The 26,438-nt window shown below is 71.6% G+C and carries 23 protein-coding genes; 7 read left to right on the forward strand and 16 right to left on the reverse strand.

The features are described 5' to 3' along the window. Nucleotides 1–40: 40 nt before the first annotated feature. The 5 genes from DEJ06_RS10800 to DEJ06_RS10820 are packed head-to-tail and all read right to left on the reverse strand — an operon-like array spanning nt 41 to nt 7,606. On the reverse strand, nt 41–3,061 hold the full coding sequence (locus tag DEJ06_RS10800; protein WP_111039279.1) for a glycoside hydrolase family 38 C-terminal domain-containing protein: 3,021 nt from the start codon (nt 3,059–3,061) through the stop codon (nt 41–43). A gap of 14 nt (nt 3,062–3,075) precedes the next feature. Beyond that, the gene (locus DEJ06_RS10805; RefSeq protein WP_111039280.1) at nt 3,076–4,437 is read right to left on the reverse strand and encodes a cellulase family glycosylhydrolase; all 1,362 of its coding nucleotides are present in this window, start codon (nt 4,435–4,437) and stop codon (nt 3,076–3,078) included. Continuing rightward, complete coding sequence (locus tag DEJ06_RS10810) at nt 4,437–5,423, reverse strand: carbohydrate ABC transporter permease (RefSeq protein ID WP_204166197.1); 987 nt, start codon at nt 5,421–5,423, stop codon at nt 4,437–4,439. The genes DEJ06_RS10805 and DEJ06_RS10810 overlap by 1 nt, the downstream gene beginning before the upstream one ends. Beyond that, nucleotides 5,420–6,298: a carbohydrate ABC transporter permease gene (locus DEJ06_RS10815; protein WP_027464687.1), complete on the reverse strand. Its 879-nt coding sequence runs from the start codon at nt 6,296–6,298 to the stop codon at nt 5,420–5,422. The genes DEJ06_RS10810 and DEJ06_RS10815 overlap by 4 nt, the downstream gene beginning before the upstream one ends. A gap of 33 nt (nt 6,299–6,331) precedes the next feature. Further along, a complete protein-coding gene (locus DEJ06_RS10820) occupies nt 6,332–7,606 on the reverse strand; it encodes a sugar ABC transporter substrate-binding protein (protein ID WP_110864882.1) in 1,275 nt (424 codons plus the stop codon). Between the two features lie 118 nt (nt 7,607–7,724). Between DEJ06_RS10820 and DEJ06_RS10825 the strand changes: the two genes are divergently transcribed. Continuing rightward, complete coding sequence (locus tag DEJ06_RS10825; RefSeq protein ID WP_111039281.1) at nt 7,725–8,756, forward strand: LacI family DNA-binding transcriptional regulator; 1,032 nt, start codon at nt 7,725–7,727, stop codon at nt 8,754–8,756. Between the two features lie 239 nt (nt 8,757–8,995). Here the strand turns inward: DEJ06_RS10825 and DEJ06_RS10830 are convergent, their stop codons facing one another. Continuing rightward, nucleotides 8,996–9,826 carry a helix-turn-helix domain-containing protein gene (locus tag DEJ06_RS10830; protein WP_111039282.1) on the reverse strand — a complete coding sequence of 277 codons (831 nt, stop codon included), beginning with the start codon at nt 9,824–9,826 and terminating at the stop codon, nt 8,996–8,998. A 132-nt stretch (nt 9,827–9,958) separates the two neighbouring features. On the opposite strand from DEJ06_RS10830, the gene DEJ06_RS10835 reads away from it, so the two are divergent. Genes DEJ06_RS10835 through DEJ06_RS10845 form a run of 3 tightly spaced genes read left to right on the forward strand, consistent with a single transcriptional unit; the run spans nt 9,959 to nt 13,117 of the window. Next, nucleotides 9,959–11,527, forward strand: a complete 1,569-nt coding sequence (locus DEJ06_RS10835) for a sensor histidine kinase (RefSeq protein WP_111039283.1) — start codon at nt 9,959–9,961, stop codon at nt 11,525–11,527. Between the two features lie 39 nt (nt 11,528–11,566). After that, nucleotides 11,567–12,229: a response regulator transcription factor gene (locus DEJ06_RS10840; protein ID WP_027464682.1), complete on the forward strand. Its 663-nt coding sequence runs from the start codon at nt 11,567–11,569 to the stop codon at nt 12,227–12,229. A gap of 30 nt (nt 12,230–12,259) precedes the next feature. Then, nucleotides 12,260–13,117 carry a DMT family transporter gene (locus DEJ06_RS10845; protein WP_111039284.1) on the forward strand — a complete coding sequence of 286 codons (858 nt, stop codon included), beginning with the start codon at nt 12,260–12,262 and terminating at the stop codon, nt 13,115–13,117. A 67-nt stretch (nt 13,118–13,184) separates the two neighbouring features. Here DEJ06_RS10845 and DEJ06_RS18280 read toward each other — a convergent pair whose 3' ends face one another. Both DEJ06_RS18280 and DEJ06_RS10850 read right to left on the reverse strand, forming a co-directional pair. Next, nucleotides 13,185–13,337 (reverse strand): hypothetical protein, encoded by a 153-nt coding sequence (locus DEJ06_RS18280; RefSeq protein WP_163343414.1) that lies wholly within the window; start codon nt 13,335–13,337, stop codon nt 13,185–13,187. A 101-nt stretch (nt 13,338–13,438) separates the two neighbouring features. Continuing rightward, on the reverse strand, nt 13,439–13,768 hold the full coding sequence (locus DEJ06_RS10850) for a hypothetical protein (protein ID WP_111039285.1): 330 nt from the start codon (nt 13,766–13,768) through the stop codon (nt 13,439–13,441). A gap of 257 nt (nt 13,769–14,025) precedes the next feature. Here DEJ06_RS10850 and DEJ06_RS10855 point away from each other — a divergent pair, with 257 nt between their 5' ends. Beyond that, a complete protein-coding gene (locus DEJ06_RS10855) occupies nt 14,026–14,607 on the forward strand; it encodes a hypothetical protein (RefSeq protein WP_146245835.1) in 582 nt (193 codons plus the stop codon). 18 nt (nt 14,608–14,625) lie between these two features. Here DEJ06_RS10855 and DEJ06_RS10860 read toward each other — a convergent pair whose 3' ends face one another. From DEJ06_RS10860 to DEJ06_RS10890, 7 genes are all read right to left on the reverse strand, one after another. Then, nucleotides 14,626–16,287, reverse strand: a complete 1,662-nt coding sequence (locus DEJ06_RS10860; protein WP_111039287.1) for an ABC transporter ATP-binding protein — start codon at nt 16,285–16,287, stop codon at nt 14,626–14,628. Continuing rightward, nucleotides 16,284–16,850 carry a GbsR/MarR family transcriptional regulator gene (locus DEJ06_RS10865; RefSeq protein ID WP_111039288.1) on the reverse strand — a complete coding sequence of 189 codons (567 nt, stop codon included), beginning with the start codon at nt 16,848–16,850 and terminating at the stop codon, nt 16,284–16,286. Before DEJ06_RS10865 ends, DEJ06_RS10860 begins: the two co-directional genes overlap by 4 nt. After that, nucleotides 16,847–18,256, reverse strand: a complete 1,410-nt coding sequence (locus tag DEJ06_RS10870) for a serine hydrolase (RefSeq protein WP_258372497.1) — start codon at nt 18,254–18,256, stop codon at nt 16,847–16,849. Before DEJ06_RS10870 ends, DEJ06_RS10865 begins: the two co-directional genes overlap by 4 nt. Before the next feature lie 81 nt (nt 18,257–18,337). Beyond that, the gene (locus DEJ06_RS10875; RefSeq protein WP_110864890.1) at nt 18,338–19,228 is read right to left on the reverse strand and encodes an ABC transporter permease; all 891 of its coding nucleotides are present in this window, start codon (nt 19,226–19,228) and stop codon (nt 18,338–18,340) included. Beyond that, nucleotides 19,225–20,166 (reverse strand): ABC transporter permease, encoded by a 942-nt coding sequence (locus DEJ06_RS10880; protein ID WP_111039289.1) that lies wholly within the window; start codon nt 20,164–20,166, stop codon nt 19,225–19,227. The genes DEJ06_RS10875 and DEJ06_RS10880 overlap by 4 nt, the downstream gene beginning before the upstream one ends. After that, nucleotides 20,166–21,560 carry a M14 family zinc carboxypeptidase gene (locus tag DEJ06_RS10885; RefSeq protein WP_111039290.1) on the reverse strand — a complete coding sequence of 465 codons (1,395 nt, stop codon included), beginning with the start codon at nt 21,558–21,560 and terminating at the stop codon, nt 20,166–20,168. Before DEJ06_RS10885 ends, DEJ06_RS10880 begins: the two co-directional genes overlap by 1 nt. A gap of 8 nt (nt 21,561–21,568) precedes the next feature. Continuing rightward, nucleotides 21,569–23,155 (reverse strand): ABC transporter substrate-binding protein, encoded by a 1,587-nt coding sequence (locus DEJ06_RS10890; RefSeq protein WP_258372498.1) that lies wholly within the window; start codon nt 23,153–23,155, stop codon nt 21,569–21,571. Between the two features lie 179 nt (nt 23,156–23,334). On the opposite strand from DEJ06_RS10890, the gene DEJ06_RS10895 reads away from it, so the two are divergent. Together DEJ06_RS10895 and DEJ06_RS10900 are read left to right on the forward strand one after the other, a co-directional pair. After that, nucleotides 23,335–23,994, forward strand: a complete 660-nt coding sequence (locus DEJ06_RS10895; RefSeq protein ID WP_111039292.1) for an FMN-binding negative transcriptional regulator — start codon at nt 23,335–23,337, stop codon at nt 23,992–23,994. Further along, the gene (locus tag DEJ06_RS10900) at nt 23,991–25,463 is read left to right on the forward strand and encodes an amidohydrolase (RefSeq protein ID WP_111039293.1); all 1,473 of its coding nucleotides are present in this window, start codon (nt 23,991–23,993) and stop codon (nt 25,461–25,463) included. Before DEJ06_RS10895 ends, DEJ06_RS10900 begins: the two co-directional genes overlap by 4 nt. Before the next feature lie 28 nt (nt 25,464–25,491). Here DEJ06_RS10900 and DEJ06_RS10905 read toward each other — a convergent pair whose 3' ends face one another. Beyond that, nucleotides 25,492–26,421, reverse strand: a complete 930-nt coding sequence (locus DEJ06_RS10905) for an Fpg/Nei family DNA glycosylase (RefSeq protein WP_071246661.1) — start codon at nt 26,419–26,421, stop codon at nt 25,492–25,494. Nucleotides 26,422–26,438 lie beyond the last annotated feature (17 nt).

The following is a 26,438-nucleotide window of genomic DNA, read 5'->3' on the forward strand; positions in this document are numbered from 1 at the left end:
TTCCTCCTTGGGTGGGACGGGCGGTCGGTCAGTCGGTCGGTCAGTTGCGCGGGAACCGGAAGGTGCGGACCTCGTAGGCGTCGACGGCGAACGAGGACGCATCGGCGTCGGACGACGCGTCCCCGAGCGGTTCTTCGAGCAGGGTCACCTCGACGGCAGCACCGAAGGTCGCCTCGTCGGCCGAGACCGCGATGCCCCCGGTCCCCCGCTGCCCCGACGGCTCGTAGACGCGCACGACCAGGTCACCCGACCGGTCGTCGGCGAGCTTCACGCTCGACAGCACGACGTCGCCGGAGACCTGCACCAGCGGGTCGAAGCCGTGCGCGCCCGTGATGGTCCGCGCGCCCGCGTTCATCCGCACGCCGGCCGACGTGGCGCCGAGCTGGTCGGTGCCGATGACGATGCCGTACCGGTGCGTCTGCACGCCCTGGTCGGTCTCGGGGTCCGGGAACCGCGGTGCGCGCAGCAGCGACAGTCGCACCGTGGTGGTGACGTGCCCGTCGACGGCGTCGCGCGTGGTGTCGAAGCCGTGGATCGAGTCGTTCACGAGCGCGACACCGAAGCCGGGCTCGGCCACCAGCACGTAGCGGTGCATCGAGGTCTCGAACTTCGCGGCCTCCCACGAGGTGTTCGTGTGCGTCACCCGCTTCTGCGCGCCGAACTGCGTCTCGGCGACGGTGTGCTCGGCACGGACGTCGAGCGGGAAGGCCACCTTGAGGAACTTCTCGGTCTCGTGCCAGTCGGTCACCTGATCGAACTCCAGGGTGCGGGACCCCGGCGCCAGCACGATCTCCTGCGTCACCGTCGAGTCACCGAACGCCCGGGACACGACGACCCGTGCGGCCCCGGTGTCGTCGACCGACGCGGTCAGCCCGGTGGTCGACACGAGGTCCTCGACGCGGTTGCGGTAGTACCGGTCGACGTCCCACGCGTCCCACATGTTCGGGAAGTCCTGGTGCAGCTGCAGCAGGTTCGCCGCTTGCCCGGCCGCGATCGCCTCGCGGCCGCTCGCCAGGTCGACGGCGCTCGTCACGAGCCCCTGCGCGTCGACGACGACCCGCACCAGGTCGTTCGCCAGCACGTACCCGCCGTCCTGCTCGGTCAGGGACACGGCGGTCGCCGCCACCACGTCGGTCGCCACGACCGCGCCCTGCGCGGGTGCACCGGCCTGGAGGAACGGGGCCGGGTTCACGACGACGGCCGCGTCCCCGGTGCCGGCGAGCGCCGAGAGCGACTGGTCGATGATCGCGGTCAGCGCCGCGGCCGTCTCGGCGTAGCGTTCGACCGCTTCGCGGTGCACCCACGCGATCGAGGTGCCCGGCAGGATGTCGTGGAACTGCTGGAGCAGGACCTGCTGCCACAGGGCGTCGAGCTCGTCGTAGGGGTAGGCGAAGTCGGTGCGGGCAGCGGCGGTCGCGGCCCAGAGCTCGGCCTCGATGAGCAGCTGCTCGCACCGACGGTTGCCCTGCTTCGTGCCGTGCTGCGACGTGAGCGTGGCCCGGTGCAGCTCGAGGTACAGCTCCCCCACCCACACGGGCGGATCGGTCAGCTCGGACTTCGCCCGGTCGAAGAACGTGTCCGGGTGCTCCCAGCGGACCTTCGCGCTGCCCTCGAGGTCGGCCAACCGTGCGGCGGTGCCGGTCATCTCGCGGGTGGTGCCACCGCCGCCGTCGCCCCAGCCGACCGGGGCGATCGAGCCGCTGGCGAGCCGGTTCTCGCGGAACTGGCGGGCGGCCTTCGCGACCTCGCTGCCGGACAACCGCGAGTTGTAGGTGTCCATCGACGGGAAGTGCGAGAACACCCGCGACCCGTCGATGCCCTCCCACAGGAACGTGTGGTGCGGGAACTTGTTGACCTGGTTCCACGAGATCTTCTGCGTGAAGAACCACTCGAAGCCCGCGCGGCGCATCAGCTGCGGCAGCGCCGGCGAGTACCCGAAGCTGTCCGGCAGCCAGACGCCCTTGGGTCGGATGCCGAACTCGCGCTCGAAGAACCGCTGTCCCTGCGAGAACTGCCGGACGATGCTCTCGCCGGTCGGCATCACGGTGTCGGACTCGACCCACATGCCGCCGATCGGCAGGAACCGGCCAGCCTCGACCGCGGCCTTGACGCGGGCGTAGACCTCGGGGCGGTGCTCCTTGATCCACGCGTACTGCTGCGCGCTCGACATCCCGTACAGGAAGTCGTCGGTCTGGTCGATGAGCTCGGTCATGGTCGACGTGGTGCGGGCGACCTTGCGGATGGTCTCGCGCACGGGCCAGAGCCAGGCGGAGTCGATGTGGGCGTGCCCGACGGCGGAGATCGTGTGCGCCGAGGCCTCGGCGGGAGCGGCCAGCACCTCGGCGAGCGCCGCACGGGCGTCCCCGGCGGTCTCCGGGATGTGCTGCAGGTCGAGCGCGTCGAGGGCGTCGTCGAGGGCCTGCAGGATCCGCATGCGTCGGGGTCCGGCGGGCAGCTCGGCCTGCAGTTCGAGCAGGACGTCGATGTCCAGGGCGAGTTCGTGCACCTCGGACTCGAAGACGGCGAGCTCCATCCGGCGGGTGGCGTAGAGGCGCTTCGAGGACGAGGTCTGCACGTCGCCCTCCTGCGTCGGCAGGAAGGGGTGGTAGTCGAGCAGGACGGGGTTCGATGCGGCCTCGACGAACAGTTCGACGGTCTCGCCGCCCTCGGCCCGCTCGGTGACCAGGACCCACTGGTTGCGCGGGTTGATCGACTTCACGGGGGTGCCGTCGGCCAGGTAGACGAGTCCCTCGCACTGGAACCCGGGCATGTTCTTGTCGAAGCCGAGGTCGATCACGGCCTCCACCCGGCGTCCGGCCCACTCGCTCGGCACGGTCCCGGTCAACCGGAACCACGTCGTGCCCCAGGCCGCGCCCCACGGGGTGCCGACCTCGTAGGGCTCGAACGTGAGCGCGAGCCCCTCGGTCGGCGGGACCGGCTCCCCCGGCAGCTCGTGCCACGCGGCCTCGAGGGCCGTCGTGGTCGCGTGCACCGCGGGGGTGATCCGCTCGTCGAGCACCCGTCGGGCGCGTCCGGTGGTGAGGGGGATGTCGTCGTGCATGGGGCCTTCCGGGGTCAGGGCGTCGTCGCCGGGTGGGCGACGCGGACGGTGGTGGTGTCGAGGTCGGACGGGACGTCGACGCAGCGGTCGATGCCGCGGTCGGCCAGCAGCGCGGTGTCCGACAGTCGGGAGCGCAGGACGACCTGCGGGCCGCGGCCGTCCGGTGCGGCCTCGGCCAGGGCGAGCCAGGCTGCGGCGAACCGACCGCCAGGGGCGCAGTCGGCGCGGGTGCCGTGCCGGTCGGTGCCGTCGGACAGCACGTCGTCGAGGACGAGCGCGGTGGTCGGCGGTGCGGCACGGGCGTCGCGGGTGTGCTCGGCGCGGGCGACGGCGGCGAACGCCTCGCCGGCGGGCTTCAGGCGTCCGTCGTTCGTGAACAGCCCGAGGTCGTACTCGAGCTCCGGGAAGTCCGCAAGCGACCGGGCGACGTCGTGGGAGCACCACCACGTCACCCCGAGCACCTGCTGCGCGTCGAGGACGTGCCGGATGGTCTGCTCGGTGAACGCGGCGGCGTCGGCGGGGTCGACGACGTTGGTGGGGGCGCCGACCTCCTGCAACCAGTTCGGCCGGGCGGCGTCGCGGTTCCAGGCGGCGGCGAGCTGGAGCAGGTACTCCCCGTGCCGCACCGACCCGGCTCCGAGGGCACCGTGCAGGGCCGCCGAGCCGTTGAACACCCACGAGTGCGTGACCGTGGCGTCACCGTGGTCCGCCGCGTGCTCGGGGCCGAAGGGCTGGGCGTCGTCGTACCAGGCCGCGTCGTACTGCGCGACGGTGACCAGTGGCCCGGGACGCGACCCGGTGGCGGAAGCGACCGACGAGGCGGGGTCGAGCCGCGCCTCCAGGCCGGATGACAGCCCCGCTCGCGCCGCCGCGACCATCGCCGCCGCCCACGCGTGCCCCTGCTCCGCCGTGATCGTGTGCGGTGCGGGGTGCGGCGCGTGTGCGAACTGGTTGACCTCGTTGCCGATGGTGATGCCGAGCAGGTTGGGCTTGTCGGCGACCGCTCCGGCGAGCGCCCGGACGTACGCGGCGGTCGACGCGACGACGTCCGGGTCGGTGAACATGTTGCGGCGGTGCCAGCTGTCCAGCCAGGACGGCACGAAGTCGAAGCTCGACAGGTGCCCCTGCAGCGCGTCCACGTTGACGTCGAGTCCGAACGAGCCGGCGAGGTCGACGACCGTCGCGACGTCGTCGAGGGCCTGCTGCCGGATGAGCGTCCGGTTCGGCTGGACGACCGGCCAGAGCGGGAAGATCCGCACGTGGTCGGCGCCGATCGACGCGATGGCCTCGAGGTCCCTGGCGGTGTCCGACCGCGAGAAGTCGAGCCACGAGTGGAACCAGCCGACCGAGGGCGTGTAGTTGACCCCGAAGCGCATCAGCCCTTCACACCGCCCTCTTCGACGCCCTTGAAGAAGAAGCGCTGCAGGACGGCGAAGATCACGGCGATCGGGATGAAGGCGATCATGGTGCCGGCCGCGATCATCCGCTGGTCGGTGGCGAACGTGCCCTGCAGGTACTGCAACCCGACGGTCAGGGTGAGGTTCTCGGGCGACTGCAGCACGATGAGCGGCCAGAGGAAGTCGTCCCACGCACCGATGAACGAGAAGATCGCGATGACCGCGATGGTCCCCTGCACGGCGGGCAGCGAGATGTAGCGCAGGCGTTGCATCGCGTTCGCACCGTCCATCACCGCGGCCTGGTCGATCTCCTCGGGGATCTGCCGGAACGCGTTGAACATCAGCAGGACGTTGAGTGCCGCGATCATACCGGGCAGGGCGACGCCGACCAGGTTGTCGGCGAGGCCGAGGTCCTTCACGGTGACGAACTGCGAGATGATCGTCGCCTCGCCGGGCAGCACGAGGGTGCCGAGGAACAGGCCGAGCACGAGCTTCCGGTGTCGCCACTGCAGACGGGCGAGGGCGAAGCCGGCCAGGGTCGCGAACACGATGTTGCCGAGCACGTCGATCGCGGCGACGAGCAGGGAGTTGCCGATGTACCGCCACACCGGGATCGCGGCGGCGACCTTCAGGTAGTTCTCGATGGTCGGTTCGGACGGGATGAACGACGGGTTCGCCGTGTAGATGTCCTCACCGGCGCCCTTGAGTGACGTGGACAGCTGCCACAGGAACGGGCCGATCGTGATGAAGAGCACCACGATGAGCAGGACGTAGCGGACGACCTTCTCGCGGGTGGACATGACGCCCCAGACCGCGCGGCGCCGCTTGCGTCCGTCGCGTCCGCCCCGTCCGTTCTGCCTGGAGGCCCGTCCAGCGCCCGTCGCGCCGGTCACGTCCGGCGTCGGGCTGGCTGCGCCCTGCGCGCCGCCGATGACGGGTTCGGTCGTGCTGGTCGTGTTCGTCACTTGTCCGCCTTGCTGTTCATCCGGGCGAGGGCGAGCATCGGCACGAGCGTCACGACGAAGAGCAGGAGGCTCAAGGCGGACGCGTAGCCGAGGTTGCCGGTGAAGCCGCGGGCGTACTGCTGGATGAGCATGACGAGCGAGTTGTCCTGCCCGCCGGGTCCGCCGGTGCCGTTGGTGAGGATGTAGAGCTCGCTGAACACCCGGAGCGCGGAGACGCACACCAGGATCCCGACGAGTGTCATGGTGCCGCGGACCCCGGGCATCGTGACCGACCAGAAGCGACGGACCGCGCCGGCACCGTCGAGGGCGGCGGCCTCGTGCAGGTCCTTGCCGACGTTCCCGAGGGCGGCCAGGAAGATGATCATGTAGTAGCCGAGCCCCTTCCACACCGTCAGGCTGATGGCGCTGAGGAGCAGCAGCCACCGGTCGGTCAGGAACGGGACGCTGCCCTGCACGACGCCGAGGGCCTGCGCCATCTCGTTGATGACGCCGCGGTCGTCGAGGATCCACGTCCAGATGAGCCCGACGACCACCGCGGACGCGATGACCGGCGTGTAGAACGCGGTGCGGAAGAACGCGATCCCGGGCAGCTTCTGCTGCACGAGCACCGCGATGAGGAGCGGGAGGACCGTCAGCAGCGGCAGGCACACCGCCATGTAGATGACGCTGTTGAGCAGCGCCTCCCACACCTGCGGATCAGCGAGCAAGGTCTCGAAGTTCTGCACCCCGACCCACTGGCTGACGCCGCCGAGCGGGCTGGCGTTCGTGAACGACAACCGCACCGTGTTGATCGAGGGCCACAGGCTGAACGCGACGAGCCAGATCAGTGCCGGCAGGACGAGCAACCAGGGCGTGTACCAGCGGTTCGCACGCATGACGATCCTCCCTCTTCCTTCTCCGGGGCCGGATCAGCCGTTGGCCAGCAGGCTGTTCATCTTGGTCTGGGCGGTCTCAAGCGCCTGCTTCGGCGCCACCTGGCCCTTCATCGCGAGGGCGATCTGCTGGTCGAGGAAGTCCGTCATCGCGGAGTTCGCCTCGACCGGGTTGATGACCTTCGCCGTCTTCAGGGCCTCGTTCGCCAGGACCCGGGCCTCGCCGTTCACGGTGCCGTCGTCCTTCGAGAAGTACGGGTCGGACTGCGACGACGTGGTGGACGGGAAGATGTTGACCTTGTGGGCGAACGCTTCCTGGTTCTCCGCGTTCGTCATGAACTTCGCGAAGGCCTCGGCGGTGGCGAGGTGCTTCGACTTGCTCGAGACCGACAGGCCCTGCACGTAGAGCGGCGGGGTGTCGAGTGCGGGGCTGACGGTGACCTTGCCCTTGAGCGACGGGTTGTTCTTCTCGAAGTCGGCGAGCGAGGTGGCACCACCGGTGGTCCAGGCGACCTTGGCCTGCGTGAACAGGGTGGAGTTGCCGAGGTAGTCGCTGTTCAGCACGTTGGAGGGCATGTAGCCGTCCTGGTACGCGTCCTTGTAGCGGTCGATCAGGTCGGCGGCCTTCGACGAGTCGGCGAAGGTGAACTTCGTGCCGTCGGCGTTGAGCACCTTGACGCCGGCGAGCGTGAAGTCACCGAGGCCGGGCTTCCGGCTCATCAGGTAGTCGGTCGGGCAGTTGTCGTGCATGGTCTTCGCCTGCGTGAACAGCTCGTCGGTGGTCTTCGGCGGGTTCTTCGCGTCGAGGCCGCACTTGGCGAACATCGTCGAGTTCCAGTAGTTCACGTCGGTGTTGAGGTACCAGGGGTACCCGAACGTGCCGTCCACTCCCTTGTACTTGTAGGAGTCCAACGCGCCGGCGACGTACGTGCTGGCGAGCTTCGAGTCGTCCTTCGCGACGTCCTGCAGGAACCCGCGCTTCGCGAGCGGCAGAGCGATGTCCGGCGGCAGGTTGATCACGTCGGGCAGGCTGTTCGACGAGGCCTGGCTGAGCACCTTGTCGGCGTACCCGTCGCCGGGCTGGTCCTGCAGCTTGACCTTCGCGTCCGGGTGGGCCTGCTCGAAGTCCTTGATGACGCCGTTGAGGTAGCCCGTGTAGGTCGGCGTGAGCGCCCAGGTCTGCAGGGTGATGGTGCCGCTGATCTCGCCGCCGCCGTTGTCGGCCGCGTTCCCGCCGCTCGAGCAGCCGGTCAGGACGAGCGCCGTGGCGGCGGCCGTCGCGAGCAGCGCGGTGGCGCGGCCCCTCGTCATGCGTGTGGTGGTCCTCATGGCGTCTGACTCCCTCGTCATAGCTGAACCGGTTCAGCAGCAGTCACCGAACCCGTGTGTGGCAGCCACTGTGAATGACTAAAGCGCTATAGTCAACCCCGTGGCCACCAAGCGTCGAACGACGATCGCCGATATCGCCGCGCGGGCCGGCGTGTCCATCAGTGCGGTGTCGTTCGCGCTGAACGACCGCCCCGGCGTCTCCGACGAGACCCGTCGCCGCGTACGTGAGATCGCCCGCGAGCTCGACTGGCAGCCGCACACCGCGGCCCGGGCACTCGGCGGCGCGAAGGCCGGTTCCATCGGCTTCGTGCTGAACCGCCCGGCCCGGACCCTGGGCACGGAGTCGTTCTTCGGCGACCTGATCTCCGGCATCCAGCTCGGGCTCGCCGGCACGCACGTCGGCATGAACCTGCTCGTCGCGCGCGATGCCGAGGAAGAACTCGAGACCTACCGGGACTGGTGGCGCGGACACCGTGTCGACGGCGTGATCGTGATCGACCCCCGTCGCGACGACGCCCGGCTCGCCCTGCTCGCCGACCTCGGCATGCCGACCGTCGTCGTCGGCTCGCACCCCTCCCCCGACGGCGCCGCCCCCACGGTCTGGATCGACGACTCGGACGCCACCGACACCGTTCTGCGGTACCTGCACGCCCTCGGACACCGACGCATCGCGCACGTCGCCGGTCGGCCCGAGTTCGAGCACACCGCCATGCGCATGGACCGGCTCCGGGCGTTCGCTGCCGACGAGGGGCTCGACGACACGGTCTCGGTGCCGACGGACTACTCGGCCGAGGCCGGCGCGAGCGCCACCCGCACCCTGCTGTCCCAGAGCATCCGACCGACCGCGATCGTCTACGACAACGACGTGCTCGCCGTCGCCGGGCTGGGCGTGGCGAGCGAGATGGGCGTCGCGGTGCCCGGCGACGTGTCGATCGTGTCCTTCGACGACTCGGCGATGATCCGGCTCGTCCGGCCGGCGATCACCTCGCTCACCCGCGACACGGTCGAGCTCGGACAGCGTGCGGCGACCCTGCTGCGCGCGCAGATCGACGCCAGCGCTCCGCTCCCCTCGCGCCCGGGCCCTTCGCTCACCCTGAGCGTCCGCGAGTCCACCGGCCGCGCCCCCGCCTGACCCGCTCCGGACGTCGGCGCCGACGACCCGCTCCCGCTCCCGCTCCCGCTGCCGCCGCTCCCCCTCCCGCAGCGCGGCGCGGCTGCCTGCAACTGGCGCACGCACCGCACTGCACTGCACCGACGCGGGACGACGTGGTCTTCTCCGCGCCGTGACGGTTCTGGTTCACGAAACCCGAGGATCGTGAACCGGAACCGTCATCGATGCGGAGCGGAACCTCCTACCCCCGCGGTCGACGGTCACCGGCAGGTCGTCGGGGGTCGGACCCGCTCGAGGGCTCGCCGCATGGACGACGTCGTGCTGAAGCCGAAGCGTGTCGCGACGTCGGACGGGCGGTCGCCTCGGGTGAGTGCGTTGCGGACGGCGAGACTGCGGTACCAGCGGCCGAGCTGCGCGGGCGAGCATCCCGTTGCTGCGGCGCACCGGCGCTCGAGGGTGCGCTCCGACATCCGGACACCGACGAGGAGGGCCCGCAGGGACGACGGACCGGCCGGATCGAACAGGCGGTCGAGGATCCGCGCGAGACCGTTGTCGCCGAGCATCGGGGGCGGGTTGTCGCGGAGCACCGTCGTGACGACGAGCCGGGCGAGGGCCTGCTGCTGCGCGCCGTGCCACCTCCCGCCGTCGAGGTGCCCGACGTGGCGCAGCGCGAGGCCGACGTCTGGCGAGGGCGCACCGGGTGGGCCGGTGCTCGCGATGGGCGGGAGCGCGAGGACCTCGTCGACGAGCGGGCCGAGCGTTGCGGCACCGACGAGGACACCGGTGAGCGCGAAGAGCGCCTCGTGCGGGAACGCGTACGTCTCCGCGACGCGGGGCGGGCCGGAGCGCTCGGGGCCCGTGCTGATCGTGATCGTCGCGTGCCCTTCGACGAGGGCGGCGGTGCCGGCGTCGACGATCGCGATGTCGTCTCCGCGCCGGATCCACACGGAACGGGACCGCGTCGCCACCCAGACGTGGGTGCCCGTCGGTTCGACGTCGAGCGTCCACGCCTCGTCGTCGGACCGGACCTCGGTGCCCGGCCCCACCTGGAGCCCGACGGCGTCGACCAGTGCTCGGAGCGCATCAGCCATCCGACGAGCGTGATCCACGGGCAGGACGCGCGGGCGTGGATCGGGCGACCTGTGGAAGAGGGGGGATAACCCCACCCGGGGTGGGGAGAGGGCAGGATGGGGGAACGGCTCCGCGATCGCGAGGCTGGATGCATGACCGACACCGACCGCCTCGACCAGGCGCGAACCGTCCCGCTGGACGACGTCACGCCTTCGCCCGACCAGGCCCAGACCGTCCCGCTGGGCGACTCCGTGCCCCCTGGAGCCACCAAGCCGATGCCCCAGTACCCGCGCCAGCACCAGCAGGACCCCCAGGACGCCCCGCAGTCCCCGCCGGCGTCGTGGAGCGCCACCCCGCGGGTCGGGTCCGGTCCGGTCGGTGGTTCCGGTCGCGGGTCCGGCATGACCGCCGGGCAGTTCTACCGCGACGCGTGGAGGCGCCTGCCGCGGGACTTCGGCTACATGGCGCTCACCGCCGTGCTGCTCTGCACGCTGTACTTCGCGTTCCCGACGGCGATCTTCGGTGGCGGGTTCCGGGACCTGTTCAACCCCTTCGTCCTGCTCATGTTCTTCATCGCGCTGTTCGTGGCGCGGTGGCTCGGACAGTTCGAGAAGCTCCGCATGAGCTGGGCCGACCGACGCCCGATCCGCCCGGTGGACTGGACGCCCCGGTGGCAGCAGAACTGGTGGACCCGTACCGGCTCGGCCGTCGCCAACCCGCACTACTGGCTCTACCTGCTGCACGCCGCGGTCGTCTACCCGCTCGTCGCGGTCGTGACCGTCGGGACCGGTGCACTGCTGCTCGTCGGCTTCGCCTGGCCGATCGTCGTGGGCGGACTGTACTTCGCGAACAACGTCCGGGTCGGCTACTACACGGACAGCGTCGGGTTCGTGACCGGCGTCGGCGCCCTCGGCCTGCTGTCGATGGCCGCCTCGGTCGTGCTCTTCCCGCTCTGGGCCCGCGGGTCCGTCCTGGCGCACTACTGGGTCGACTTCGGCCTGCTGGGCGGCTTCCGGGCCGAGCAACTCGAGCAGCGCGTCGCCGGCCTGCAGGCCTCCCGCGCCGGTGCCGTCACCGCCGAGGGCCAGGCACTGCGCCAGATCGAGCGCGACCTGCACGACGGCCCGCAGCAGCGGCTGGTGCGACTCCGCATGGACCTGTCCGCCGCCGAGCGCGCCTTCGAGAAGGACCCCGAGAAGGCCAAGCAGCTCATCGGTGAGGCGTCCGAGCACGCCCAGGACGCCCTCGACGAACTGCGCGCACTGTCACGCGGCTTCGCCCCGCCGATCCTGCTCGACCGCGGACTCGTCGCGGCGCTCGAGGCACTGGTCGCCCGCACCCCGATCCCGGTGGGCCTGGACGTCCGGCTGCCCGAGGGCCTGGAGCTCGCCACGGAGATCCAGCGCAACGTGTACTTCACGGTGAGCGAGCTGCTGACGAACACCATGAAGCACGCCGGCGCCACCACCGCCGGGGTGTACCTCGGCCTGGTCGTCGACGCCTCGGGCCTCTGGTACCTGACGGTCAGCGTCACCGACGACGGCCGGGGCGGTGCCCGACCGCAGCAGGGCCACGGGATCGAGGGCCTGATCGGCCGCATGCGGGCCCTCGACGGCGACCTGGTCGTCTCGAGCCCCCAGGGTGGCCCGACCGAGGCCACCGCCCGGATCCCCCTCGGTGCCCTGAACGGCGTCCCGACGGCGGCGAACCAGCGGTCGTGACCCCACGGGGGCGCCCGCGCTCCCACTAGGCTGGTCGGCATGACAGACGGCCCGGATGCAGCACGCATCCGGGCCGTCGTCGTCGACGACGCCGTCCTGCTGCGCGAGGGCCTGGCCCGCGTGCTCGACGAGGCCGGCATCGACGTCATCGGGCAGTACTCCGACGCCCGGGCCTTCCTGGCGACGCTGCCCGAGGGTGCACCCGACGTCGTGGTGATGGACGTGCGGATGCCGCCGACCTTCACCGACGAGGGTGTCCGCGCCGCCGTCGAGACCCGCCGGATCGCTCCACGGACGGGTGTGCTCCTGCTCTCCCAGTACGTCGAGGCCACCTACGCCGAGGACGTCCTCGCGGCCGGCGCGACCGGCATCGGCTACCTGCTCAAGGACCGCGTCACCCGGCTCGAGGAGATCGACGATGCCGTCCGCCGCATCGCCGCCGGGGGTACCGTGCTCGACCCCGAGGTCGTCACGCAGCTGATGAGCCGCCGCCGCGACCCGCTCGCAGCCCTGACCCCGCGCGAGCGTGACGTGCTCGGGCTGATGGCCGAGGGCCGCACGAACGCCGCGATCGCCCGCGCCCTGGTGATCGGTACCGGTGCCGTCGAGAAGCACGTGTCGAGCATCTTCGGCAAGCTCGCACTCGAGGACACCGGAGAGGACCACCGCCGCGTCCTCGCCGTCCTCGCCTACCTCGGATGAGCCGAGCCCGAGGATGAACCGAGCCCGAGGATGAACCGGGTCCCCGCACCCCTGCTGGCCCTCACCGCGATGGTGTCCGTCCAGCTCGGCGCCGCGATCGCGAAGACCCACTTCGACGACGTCGGCGCGGTCGGGGCCGCCACGCTCCGGCTCGTCATCGGTGCCGTCGTGCTCGCCCTGGTGGTCCGTCCCCGCGTCCGGCACTGGACGCGGGCGCAGTGGCTCGGTGCGGTCGGCCTCGGCCTGGCGCTCGGCGGCATGAACGTCTTCATCTACCTGTCGTTCGCGAGCATCCCGATCGGTGTCGCCGTGACGATCGAGTTCCTCGGGCCGCTCGCCCTGTCGCTCGTGCACACCCGGCGCTGGCGCGATGCCCTGTGGGCCGTGCTGGCGCTCGCGGGGGTCGTGCTGCTCGGCGTCGGCCCGACCGCGGTGACCGAGGTGGGCGGGGTCGTCTGGGCGGTCCTCGCCGCCGCGTGCTGGGCGGGCTACATCGTGATGAACCGGCACGTCGGAGCCGCGATCCCCGGCGTCGACGGGCTCGTCGTGTCGATGGTGGTCGCGATGCTCGTGTCGTTGCCGTTCGGGCTCCGGTCCGCGGTGGACGGCGTCCTGCGCGAACCGACGCTCCTGATCGTCTTCGGCGCCGTCGCCGTGCTGTCCAGCGTGCTGCCGTACGCCCTCGAGATGCTCGCGCTCCGCCGGATGCCGACACGGGTGTTCGGCGTGCTGCAGAGCCTCGGCCCGGCGATCGCCGCTCTGGCCGGCCTCGTCGTGCTGGCCGAGGGACTGTCGGTGCTCGAGACGGTTGCCCTGGCGTGCGTCACCGCCGCGAGCGTCGGTGTGACGCTGTCGGCCCGTCGCCGACGCCGCGGACCGGTGGGGTGAACGAAGAGGAGGCCCGGATCACGTCCGCGGACGGCGGTGCGTGATCCGGGCCTCCTGAGAAGACCGTCTACTCGTCGCGCAGGAAGTCTGCGTACGTGGGTTCCGACTGCTCACCCGACAGGAGGGACGGATCGTTGATCCGCCGCTCGACGTAGGCGCTGATGACCTCGGGCGGGGTGAGCACGTGGGCGACCCAGGACGGCACCGCTGCGTTCTTCATGGTGCCTCCTTCGTGGGGACGGGTCCGGATCGAATGCCTCGATCAGTGAGTTACTTGCTGAACCCGCGTTCGCTAAACCATCCTCGGGGTGCGGGTGGAAGTCAACGCAGTGCGTTCTGCGGACTCCGGTTCGCGCTGTCGCGGTCGGAACGGAGCGTGCGGTGCTTCACCGCGGAGCGCCACACCCATGCCTCGGCCTGCTGCCCGAACTGCGCCCACTCCACCAGCACGGCATCCCGGGTCCAGCTCTTCGCGAAGGCCTTCACCCGGACGTGGAAGGTCGGGAACTGGATCCACGCCCAGACCGGCTTCGGGGTGACGGCGTGGCAGACGTCGCCGCCGCGGGCGTCCTCCGACAGGGAGTACGCGCGCGGACGCTCGACCTCCGGGTGTTCCGGGGGCTGCCACCGGTTCTCGCGACGCCGTCCCACGACGGTATTCGAACGTGTGTTCGAACGACAGTCAAGTCGACCGCGCCGTCTGGACGACGACCTGGCGTCGGACGGGCGTGTCGTCGGCGAGCGGCGAGCCGGGGCGGATGGGCACGCGTTCCCACCTCGTTGACGGTTCTGGTTCACGATCCCCGGGCGGCGCGAACCGGAACCGTCATCGCGCGGACACGAACGTCCGTCCCTCGCCGGGCGGAGGGGTGTTCCGCTGGCGGGGTCCCGGGGCATAGTGTGCGGGCATGCAGAGCAGCACGGGGGTACGGGTGGTGTCGGCGGCCGCGGTGGTGGCGGCGCTGGTGTTCGGAGCGGCCGGACTGGTCGGGACGGTCTGGTTGGCTCCTTGGGACCTGCCCCGCGGGCTGCTCCTCGGAGCCACGGTCGTCGCCGGCATCGCTGCCGTCGTCGTGCTCGTCGCCGCGGTGCGCGCTCGAGACCGCCGGGCGCTCACGTTCGCGGTGTCCGTGCTCGCGTTCGCGCTCGTGTCGCTGGTTCCCGGACTGTTGATCGATGTGTTCCTCGTCGTCGCGCAGGCGGCGCTCGTGGCCTTCGGCGTCGTCACCGTCCGGAGTGGACCGGGTGTGCAGCGGGCCTTCGGCTGGATCGTCACGGTGGCGGCTGCGGCGTGGTTCGTCACCGCGCTGCTGTCGGGGACCGTGCTCCTCACGGCGCTCCCGCAGGAGTCGCTCGGTGTCGCCTTCGCGGTCCCGGGCCTGCTGCAGACCGTCGCCTACCTGGCCGCGGCCGTGCTCGTCGCCGTGCCGCTGCTGCGCCCGGTGGGCCGCGGGGCCGGCGTGCTGTGGGCCTCGGCCGAGGTGCGCTGACCCGGACTCTCGCCCGCCTCAGCCCGCGCGAGCGGCCAGGCGCTCGGAGCGTCGGCGTGCCTGCTCCCCGGGGTCCGGCACCGGGGCGGCCTGGATGAGCCGTCGCGTGTACGGGTCCTGGGGCGAGCGCAGGATGGCGTCGCGCGTGCCGTGTTCGGCGACCCGGCCGCCGTGCAGCACGACGACCCGGTCGCACAGGGTGTCGACCACGGCGAGGTCGTGCGTGACGAACAGGCACGCGAACCCGAGGCGCTCCTGCAGCTCGCGGAACACGTCGAGCACGCGGGCCTGCACCGACACGTCGAGCGCGCTCGTCGGCTCGTCGGCGATCAGGAGCGCGGGGTCGAGCGCCACCGCGCGGGCGATCGCGACGCGTTGCCGTTGGCCCCCGGAGAGTTCGTGCGGGTAGCGCTCGGCGTACCCGCCGTCGAGACCGACGTCCGCGAGGAGTCGCTCCACACGCTCCTCGACCTGCGCCGCCGGCAGCCGGAGGATCTGACGGAGCGGCTCGGCGACGGTCTGCCCGACGGTGTACCGGGGGTTGAGCGACCGGAGCGGGTTCTGGAACACCACCCCGACGTGCTGGCGCATCTGCCGACGGGCGGCTCGTCGTGCCCCGGCGACGTCGGTGCGGTCGACGACCACCGAGCCGGAGGTGATCGGCGCAAGGCCGACCGCGGCCCGGCCGATGGTGGTCTTGCCGCTGCCGGACTCCCCCACCAGGCCGACGATCTCGCCACGGCCGACGGTGAACGACACGTCGTCGACGGCGCGGAAGCGCCCGCGCAGGGCGCCGCCGTACTCGACCACGAGGTGCCGGACGTCCAGGACGGCGGCCGGGGGCGTCGTGGCGGAGCCGAGCCGGGCCTCCAGACCGGACCCGGTGCCCATGCGCGGGACCGCAGCGAGGAGTTCGCGCGTGTAGTCGGCGGACGGGGCGGCGAAGACCGCCTCGGCGGTGCCGGTCTCGACGACGCGGCCTCGGCGCATCACGACCACGCGGTCGGCGAGGTCCGCGACGACGCCCATGTCGTGGGTGATGAGCAGGATCGCGGTGCCGGTGCGCTCGCGGAGCGCGCGGAGGACGTCGAGCACCTCGGCCTGCACGGTGACGTCGAGGGCGGTCGTCGGCTCGTCCGCGATGAGCAGGTCCGGGTCGGCGGCGAGCGCCATCGCGATCATCACGCGCTGGGCCTGCCCGCCGGAGAGCTCGTGCGGGTACTGGCCCAGGCGGCGTTCGGGTTCGGGGACCTCCACGGCACGGAGCAGCTCGAGCGAGCGCTCCCGGACGGCGGCGCGGTCGTGCTGGCCGTCGGTGCGTCGGACGGCCTCGGCGAGCTGGAACCCGATGGTGAACACGGGGTTCAGCGCCGCGGACGGGTCCTGGAAGATCATCGACACGCTGCGGCCCCGGACCGACCGGAGGGTGCGCTCGTCGGTGCCGATGACCTCGAGGTCGCCGAGCCGGATGCTCCCCGAGGCGCGCGCACCGTCGGGGGCGATGCCCATCGCGGTCATCGCGGTCATGCTCTTGCCGGAGCCGGACTCCCCCACGACCGCGACGACCTCGCCCCGGGCGACGGTGAACGAGGCGTCGTCGACGGCGCGGACCACCTCGCCGTCGACGTCGAAGGTGACGGTGAGGTGCTCGACGGTCAGGACGTCGGTGGTGCCGCTCATGGGGTCTCCGGGGGGTCGGTGTCGTCGCGGGCGGCCTTGAAGGCCTCCCACTCCTCGAGCATCTTGCGGTGGTAGCCCTGCAGCCACTGCATGTAGTCGCGGCCGTTGAGCAGACGCTCGCGGACCTCGGCGTCCACGTCGCCCGTGCCGGTGCGGCCGGCACCCTCGACGACGGCGAGCCCGCGGCCGATGATGTCGCGCTGCCGGTCGAGGTACTTCCGTTCGCTGGCGAGCCAGGAGCCCCAGACGTCGGCCTCGGCGCGGAAGTAGTGACTGCGCTCGCCGGGGACGATGTGGCGCTTCACGAACCCGGAGTCGACGAGCCGTCGGGTGGCCATCGACACCGACCCCGAGCTGGCACCGAGCGCTGCCTGCAGGTCGGACGACGACGAGTGCGGTGCGCGGGTCATCATCAGGTAGCCGAGCACCCGGGCGTCGGTGAGGGGCATGCCCGCGCCGTCGTTGAGCATCAGGGCGAACTCCTCGACGAACGCCTGGCGCTCCGGTCCGAGCAGCCGGTCGTCGTCGGGGGCCCCTTCGTCGGCGCCCCTGTCGTCCGTCACGAGGCCAGCCCGGCGGCCACCTCGGGTCGCTCGTCCGGGATCGACCACGGCTCCTGCGACATGCCGCCACCGCCGCGGATCGCCCGCACGGTGCCGTCCTCGTCGCGGGTGTAGGTGATGTCCTCGTCGACCGAGCCGAAGCGGTTGCCGTGGGTCATCCGCAGGGTGTCGGCCTCGACGACCTCGAGTCGGGTGGGGGTGTCCATCGGCTCGGGGCCGGACGGGTCGACCTCGACGAGCCGGTCACCGATCCGGGCGACGTCGGTGACGCCCCACGGGTTGGCGAAGCGTCCGGTGAAGGCGGCGGTGTCGACGTCGTCGGGTACCGGGGTCCCCGGGGCGTCGGCGTCGGCTGCGGCGTCGAGCATGGCGATGACCGCGGTGGCGATGACCGTGGCGGGTCCGGCGGCGGCACTCGTGAGCACGGACACGACGAGCCCGGATGCCGGGTCGAACATCGACTGGGTGATGTGCCCCGGGAACCCGCCCGAGTGGCCGCGGATCTCGCGCCCGCCGATCCGGTCGACGATGAACCCGGCGCCGTAGCCGCGGGCCGCGGGGTCGTCGGTGGCGCTCCAGGCCTTCCGCTGCGCGAGGCGCTTGGAGTGGTCGTCGAGCAGGGTGCCCTGCCCGATCACGTGCTGCGAGAAGTAGCGGACCAGGTCGGACGCGGTGCCGTGGAAGCCGGTGGCGGCGGCCATCGCGCGGGTGTCGACGTGGTCGATGCGCTGCCGGTGCCGCGCGGTGTGGAAGCCGGTGTACCCGACCACGAAGTCGTCGGCGCGTGCGGGGTCCCAGTCGGGGCCGGTGTTCCGCAGGCCCAGGGGTTCGGTGATCGACTCGCGCACGAAGTCGTTGTACGACTGCCCGGACACCGCGGCGATGACCAGGCCGAGCAGGGAGTAGCCGAGGTTCGAGTAGTTGAACGACGAGCCGGTCGGCACCTTCTGGCCCCGGTCGAGCACGAGCGCCAGGAGTTCCTGCTCGTCGGGGAACGGGCGGAGCAGGGACCAGTAGTCGCCGTCGTGTCCGTCGCGGATGACGCCGGCGCCCATCTCCATGAGCTCGCGCAGGGTGGCGTCGGCGAGCGGCGAGCCGCCGTCGACCAGTGCCGGGACGTACGTGCCGACGGTGTCGTCGAGCCGGAGCGACCCGCGCTCGGCGAGCTGCAGCAGGGCCGTCGCGGTGAAGGTCTTCGAGTGCGAGGCGATGCGGAACAGGTCGGTGGTGGTCAGGCGGCGCCCGGCCTCGACGTCGGCGTAGCCCCAGGCCTCGTCGAACAGGACCTCGCCGCCGAAGCCGACGGCGACCTGCACGCCGGGCACCCGCAGCTGCCACACCTTGTACGACACCCACTCACGGAGGTAGGGCAGGGTCTTCCGGTACGCGGAGAGGGTGTCGGTCACGGTGGTCCTTTCGAAGGGCGGTGGTTCGAGTCTGGCGCGTCGGTCGCGACGGTGCCCGCCGCGACGCGTGTGCCGTGCCGGTCAGCGCCGACGCGGGTCGAGCGCGGCGCGCAGCGTGTCGCCGAGCGCGATGACGGCGAGCACGGTCACGGCGAGGAACGCCGCCGGCGCGATGAGCATGTGTGGGGCCCGGAGGAACTGCGACGTCGCCGCGGACAGCTGCAGCCCCCACGAGATCGCCGGACGTTCCAGCCCGATGCCGAGGTAGGTCAGCGACGACTCGGACACGATGACCCCGCCGACGGTGATGGTGGCGAGCACGAGCAGTGGCGAGATCGACGACGGCAGCACGTACCGGGTGGTGATCCGCCACGTCGACAGCCCCATCGTCCGGGCGGCGAGCACGAACTCGGCGCCCCGGACGCTGCGGACGCTCGACCGCACGAGCCGGGCCATCGTCGGCCACCCGAACAGGGCGAGCACGAGCGACACGGTGAGCACCGACCGCTCCCCCACGCTGTTCAGCACGACGACGGCGCCGAGCAGGAACGGGAACCCGAGGAACACGTCGGTGAGCCGGGCGAGGACGGCGTCGACCCACCCGCCGACCATGCCCGCGACGGTCCCGACGACGACCGCGACCATGCCGGCGAGCAGGGTCGTGAGCACCGCGACGGCGATCGACGACCGGGTGCCCCAGATGACGTTCGCGTACACGTCGCAGCCCTGCAGGTCGAAGCCGAACGGGTGCCCGGCGGTCGCTGACGCCCCGCTCCGGCCGAGGTCGCACACCCGGGGGTCGCCGTGGCCGAACAGCCCGGCGAACAGCTGCGGGAACGCCGCGATGAGCAGGACCACCACGAGCACCGACGCGGGCACCCAGAACCCCGGCGTCCGTGCGGCGGCGAGCAGTGGCCGACGCCGGACCCCGACGACGGGGTCGACGGTGGCGCCGAGGGCTTCGGTGGTCATCGGGAGGCTCCTGTCCGGACGCGCGGGTCGAGGGCGGCGTGCAGCAGGTCGACGAGCACGCTCGTGACGAGGAACACCAGGATGAGGGCGGTCGAGATGCCGACGACGACGGCGCCCTCGTGCGAGCGGATGCCCTGGAACAGCAGGTTCCCGACGCCCGGCAGGTTGAAGATGCCCTCGATGATGACGGTGCCGCCCATCAGGTACCCGAGGTCGGTCGCCAGGTAGGTGGCGGTGGGGATGAGCGAGTTCCGCAGGACGTGCACGCCGACGATCCGGCCCGGAGCGAGCCCCTTGGCGCGGGCCGTCCGGACGTAGTCGGCGTCGAGCGTCTCGATCATCGACGTCCGGGTGAGCCGGGACACTGCGGCCAGGCCGAACAGGGCGATCACGAACGCCGGCAGGACGTACGCGGTCGGCCACCCGGCGGCGACGCCCGCGACCGGGAACCAGTGCAGCCGCACCGAGAACACCAGCTGCAGGGCCACGCCGAGCACGAACACGGGGACCGCCCCGACGACGATCGTGCCGACGAGCACCGTCTTGTCGAGCGCGGTGCCGCGCTTGAGCGCCGAGACCACGCCGAGCCCGATGCCGAGGACGATCTCGAGCGCCCACGCGCTCAGCGCCAGCGTGATCGTCACCGGCCACCGCGAGGCCATCTGCTCGCCGACGGACTGCCCGTTGAAGTCGGTGCCGAAGTCACCCCGGAACAGGCCGCCCAGGTACTGCACGTACTGCAGCCACAGCGGCTGGTCCAGGTGGTACTCCGCCCGCAGCGCCCGCACGACCGAGTCGGTCAGGGGGCGCTCGCCGCCGAGCGCCTTGATCGGGTCGCCGGGCAGCGCGAACGTCATCGCGTAGATGAGGAAGGTCACCCCGAGGAACACGATGACCAGGCCGCCGAGTCGGCGACCGACGGCGAGCGTCGGACGCATCACGCGCCTCCCGACACGGCCGCCGACACCGGACGGGAGGCGCGGGTCGGGTCCGCCACGTGCGCCGCGCAGGCGAGGATCGCCCCGTACTGCACGCCCACGAGCTTCCCCACCGGGATCGGCTGTGCACCCGTCGACGCGTCCGCCTGCCAGCGCGCGTACCGCTCGGCCAGGCGGTCGCGGAGCCGCCGGAGCGGCGCGGACGCCGTACCGGCGGTCGTCTCCGCCTCGACGGCGCGCAGGAGCATGCCGCCGTAGCGCAGGCGGAAGCAGCGGACGAGGTCCTCGCAGCCGAAGCGCTCCGCGACGGTGGCCGTCCGGTCCGCCGGTTCCCGCTCGGCGCGGCGGCGGTCGGTGTCCGCGATCCCGACGAGCATCGGCACGAACGCCCGGGAGGCCTCGACGAACGGGGACGGGATCGAGAGCATCGGCGACGCCTCGTCGAGGAACGCCTGCAGCTCCGCACCCGAGGCACCGAGCTCGTCCGCGCACCGGCGCAGCAGGTCGGCGTACGGCTCGTCGGTCGGGGTCTTGTCGTCGGCGTCGGGGTGGCTCCAGTACGGCAGCTCGGCCACCATGCAGAGGGCGCCGTGCCGCATCGCCCACGCCGCGCTCGACCCACCGTGGATGTGCTCGCCGGGGTCGACGCCGAGCTCCTCGAGGTAGGCGTACGCCGTCTCGATGCCGTCCATCGCGAACACGGCCGGGGCGAGCTCCCGCAGGTACGGGGACTCCGGCTCCCCGGTGTCGAGCGGCAGCCCGAGTGCGGCCGGCACCGCGTGCAGGGTGTCGACGACGGCGGGCAGGTCCTCGGACAGGTAGTAGTAGACGCCGCCCATCTCACCGTTGTGCAGGCTCACGAGCAGGTCCGGCTCGGTGTCGTCGATGAGCCGCATGAACGCGAGCGTCTCGGGCAGCACCTGGTCGAAGTACACCGACTTGTAGCTGTTCGGGAACGTCCACTCGACCTGGCTGTCCGGGGCCGGCCGGTAGAAGTGCCGCGAGTAGAACACGCGGTCGTGCGGGTCGTGGAACCACGCCTCGTTGAGCCGCATGCCGTCCGGGTCGATCGTCGGGACGATGTGCCAGGTGACGTCGAGGGCCTGCACCCGCTCGTCACCGAGTGCCGTCTCGGCGAGGTGCAGTGCCGTCCACGAACCGATCGGCTCGTTCGGGTGCACCCCGCCGACCACGACGGCCGCGTGCGACCCGGTACCGATGCGGTAGCTGTGCAGGGGTTCGCCGAGGCGGCTCGTGCCGATCCGGGTGACCGTGACCCGGTCGGGGTGCGCCGCGGCGAGCGCGGCGAACCGAACGTGCAGGTCGTCGACGAGCGGGAAGCCGTCGCGGTCGGGGACGTCGCGGACCAGGTCGAGGACGGTGTGCTGCTCCATGCCCCGCCCTACTTCACGGCGATCTGCGCGATCACGGGGCTGCCCGCCACCGCCGGCAGCTTCGCGATCTTGTCGCTCGTGACGTACGAGTACTTGTCGAAGAAGGTCGGGACGATCGGGAAGTCCTCGAGCACGGCCTCCTGCGTCTTCGTGTAGTACCCGTTCGCCTCGTCCTGGGACCCGGCGGAGTCGGCCTTCGCGAGCAGCGAGTCGACGTCGTCGGACTGGTAGTAGCCGGTGCACGGAGAGCAGCCGCCGGCCGTGGTGAACAGCGCGCGGAGCGTGTTCTGCTGGCTGATGTACAGCGCGCCCCAGTGGCCGAAGTGCGGGCCGGCGACGGTCTTGTCCGTGAGCTCCGAGTAGTAGGACGCCCAGTCGGTGGTGGCCTTCGCCTCGGCGTCGACGCCCAGGTTCTGCCGGATCTGGTTGGCGTACGCCTCGTACAGGGAGTCGAGGCCGGTGCCGCCCGGGTAGACGAGCGTCATCGTGCCGTCGAACCCGCCGGCACTGGCGAGGAGCTTCTTCGCCGCTGCCGGGTCGAACTCGCAGGCGTCGCCGCAGATGCCCTCCTCGGTGCCGGACATCGACGGCGGGGTCAGCGCGGTGGCCGGGTCGTACAGGCCGCCGTAGATCGCGTCGTTGACCTCGTCACGGTCGATCGACATCGAGATCGCGCGGCGCACGTCGGGGTCGGAGTACCGGTCGTCCCACAGCGGGAACCCGAGGTAGTCGATGCCGGGAGCGTCGAAGGAGTGCAGGCGGTCGCCGAAGTCGGCCTTCGCGCTCGTCATCTTGTCGGTCGGCAGGAACAGCACGTCGGCGTTGCCGGCCAGGACGTCGGTGTACGCGGTGTTCATGTCGGAGTAGCTGCGGAAGGTCACCTCGTCGGTGGCGGGCTTCGTGCCCTCGTAGTCCTTCCAGGCCGTGACGGTGAACTCCTGGTCCGCCTTCCACGCTTTCGTCATCTCGTACGGGCCGTTGCCGATCGGCTTCTTGTCGTACGCCTTCAGGTCGTCGTAGGCGGCATCGGGCATCGGGTAGAACGCCGTCTGGGCCTGGCTGAGCTGCAGGGGGAACTGGCTGTCCGCGTGGGTGAGCGTGACCGTGAAGGTGTCCTCGCCGGTGACCTTCAGCCCCGACATCTCCTTGGTCTTCGGGGTGCCCTTCGCCGGGTTGAGGTCGGTGTACCCGACGATCCCGGCGAGCTGACCGCTGTTCTCCCACGCGTTCGGGCCGTAGGCGACGTGGTTCCAGGCCTTCACGTAGCTCTCCGGCGTGACGGCCTCGCCGTTCTGGAACGTCCAGCCGTCCCGCAGCGTGATCGTCCACGTGGTGGCGTCGTCGCTCTCGACGCTCTTCGCCGCCACGTACCGCAGGTCACCGTCGGCATCGGTCTGGGTGAGCGGCGCGAAGACGCTCATCACCTGGTCGAAGGCCACGGTCTGCCGACCCGGGGTCAGGTGGTCGGGCTCGCCGGTCGCGTAGACCAGGCTCGAGGGAGCGTCGTCGTCGGCCGCGCCGCCCGCCGAACAGCCGGTCGCCACCAGTGCCAAGGTTGCCGCCGCGGCCAGCGCGGCGATCGTCCTGCGTCGCATGATCTCTCCTCGATCGGGTGCGGCCGGATCCCTGCCCGGTCGTCGTGGTGGGAAAGCTAGGACGGTTCGAATCCCGACCACAAGACTTCTTTCAATGCGCTCTGAGAGTTTTACCGCGCAGAAACACTGACGAAACGACACCCGTCGCGCGACCGGGCCCGTTGTGCCACGCTCGGAACATGCGCCACACACCGCACTTCCTGATGACCGACGTCGACGAGGTCCGACGCCTCATCACCGGGAACCCGTGGGCGACGATCGTGTCCCACACCGCGGCCGGGCTGGTCGCCTCGCACTACCCGGTGCTGCTCGAGACCCCCGGCCCCGACGACGACCCGGACGCCCTCGTGCTGGTGTCCCACGTCGGCCGCCCCGACGAGGTCGCGCACGAACTCGGACAGCACGAGGTCCTCGTCGTGTTCCAGGGTCCCCACGGCTACGTCTCCCCCGCCTGGTACCCGCCGGAGCAGTTCGTGCCCACCTGGAACCACGTCACCGCCCACGTCTGGGGCACCCCCGAGATCCTGTCCGACGACGAGAACTTCCGGGTGCTCGGCGAACTCGTCGACCACTTCGAGCACGTCATGCCCTCGCCCGTGTCGTTGCAGATCGACGAGGAGACCGCCCGGCGGATGGCCAAGGGCACCGTGGGCATCCGGATCCGCGTCACCCGGTTCGACGCCCGCGCCAAGCTGTCGCAGAACAAGGCTCCCGAGGTGATCGACCGCATCGTCGCCGGGCTGCGGGGCGACGGCCCCTACGCGTCGCCGGCGCTCGCCGACGAGGTCGAGCGGGTCCGGCCGGTCCCGTCCCCGGCGAACGGCCTGGAGGCGTCGTGACGGACATCCTGCTCCGCACCGTCCGGCGGGTGGGCACCTCCGGGGCCCCTGCCGACGTCCGCGTCGTCGACGGTCGCGTCACCGAGATCGCACCGACCGGCACCCTCGACCCCAGGAGCGTCGACACCGACGTCGTCGAGGCCGCCGGCGCCTGGCTCGGCCCGGGGCTCCGCGACCACCACACGCACTTCGACCAGTGGGCACTCGTCCGCCGCCGTGTCGACGTCACCGGCTGCGACTCCGCCGAGACGACCGCCGACCTGCTCGCCGCCGTCGCGCGGGCGGGCGTGGCGGACCGCGTCCTGGTCGGACACGGCTACCGCGACGGGATGTGGCCGCGCCCTGCGCGACGCGAGCTGCTCGACCAGGCTGCCCCGGGCCTCCCGGTCGTCGTGATCAGCGCGGACCTGCACGCGGTGTGGTGCAACGCCCTCGCGCTCGCGCACTTCTCGGCTGCTGTCGGCCGCCCGCTCGGGGCGGGCGAGGACGGGGTCCTGCGCGAGCAGGACGCGTTCGACGTGACCGGTGCGCTGTCGCAGGTGCCGGACGACCTGCTCGACGCCTACGTGGCGGACGCTGCCGAGGCCGCGGCCGCCCGCGGGGTGACGGGTGTGGTCGACCTCGAGATGCGCTTCGGGCTCGACCGCTGGCGCCGCCGGATCCACGCCGGCACCGACGCGATCCGGGTCGCGTCCGGGGTGTACCCGGCCGAGCTCGACGAGGCCATCGCCCGGGGGCTGCGCACCGGCGACGTGGTCGACGGCACGCGGGGCCTGCTCACGATGGGACCGTTCAAGGTGGTCACGGACGGGTCCCTCGGCACCCGGACCGCCGCCATGACCGACGGCTCCGGTGTGCTCGCCTGGCCGTTCGAGGACCTCGTCGCGATCACCCGCCGTGCCGTCGACGCCGGACTCGTCCCCGCGATCCACGCGATCGGCGACCGGGCGAACACGCTGGCCCTCGACGTCTTCGAGACCGTCGGGACCCGCGGCACGATCGAGCACGCGCAGTTGCTCGTCGACACCGACGTCGACCGGTTCGCCCGGCTCGGGGTCGCCGCGTCCGTGCAGCCCGAACACGCCATGGACGACCGCGACATCGCCGACCGGCACTGGGCCGGGCACACCGCCCGGGCGTTCGCCTTCGCCTCGCTCGCCCGGGCCGGAGCGCGCTTGCTGCTCGGGTCGGACGCGCCGGTGGCGCCGCTCGACCCGTGGGTGTCGATGGCGGCGGCCGTCGGGCGGGACCGCGACGGGCGGGACCCGTGGCACCCCGCCGAACGGCTCTCGGCACTCGTCGCGTGGCAGGGGTCGACCGACGGCCGCGTCGGGGTGTCGGTCGGCGACGTGGCGGACCTGGTGCTCGTCGAGACCGACCCGCTCGCCGCTTCGTCGTCCGCCGCACTGCGTGGCATGCGGGTGCTCGGGACGGCCGTCGCCGGGCGGTTCACCTACCGGGAGCTGTGACCGGGCGGGTGTGCCCGTGCCCCGTGGGCTACTTCTGGTCCTTCGGGCACCAGTAGAGCTTCCGGCCGGCCATGTCCGCCATCCGGATCTCGGTGCCGCAGACCCGGCACGGCTCGCCCTGACGGTGGTAGACCCAGTGGCGGTCCTTGCGGGAGCGCAGGGCCTTCTTGTGGTCGGCCTCGGACAGGTCGTCCATCGTCATCATCAGGCCGTCGCGGACGCCGTCGTGCAGCAGCTTCGACCAGTCGGCCCAGAGCGCCTTGGCCTGCTTGACGGTGATCTTCTTGCCCGGCTTGTACGGGTCGATGCGCTGCCGGAACAGCAGCTCGGCGCGGTAGATGTTGCCGATGCCGGCCACGACGGACTGGTCCATGAGCAGCTGCCCGATCGCGACGTTCCGACGGCGGACGTTGTCGACGAAGGTCTTCTCGGCTTCGGGCCCGTCGTCGTTCATCGGGTCGGGGCCGAGCTTGTCGAGCGCACGCTGCACCTCGGCCGGGGTCTCCACGACGCACGCGGTCGGGCCACGGAGGTCGGCGACGGTGTCCTCGGTGAGGATCCGCACCCGGACCTGGCCCACCGGGTCCGGCGGGAAGGACTCGATCGGGTCCTCCGCCTTCTCCTGCTCGGCCATCCGGTAGCGGGCGAGCCGCGGTGCGCCGATCGAGCTGAGCGACTCTTCGCGGTCGTCGTCGTCGGACAGCGCCTCGGCGGTGGAGATCACGCCCGCGAAGTCCCACGCCCCGTACAGGCCGAGGTGGACGCGGAGGAACAGGTCGCCCTCGAACTCCAGGAACATCTGCTTCGCCACCGCACGCGCGGCGATCATCCGCTTGCCGTCGAGCTGCGCGGCCCCGGCGGCGAAGCGACCCTGGGGGCTCGACACCTCGCAGCGCTTGCCGACGAAGTGCCGGGTGAACTGGTTGGCGATGCGGTGGACGGAGTGACCCTCGGGCATGACTACCGTTCTACCCG

The sequence above is a fragment of the Curtobacterium sp. MCLR17_051 genome (assembly GCF_003234395.1).
In the GTDB taxonomy this organism is placed as follows: domain Bacteria; phylum Actinomycetota; class Actinomycetes; order Actinomycetales; family Microbacteriaceae; genus Curtobacterium; species Curtobacterium flaccumfaciens.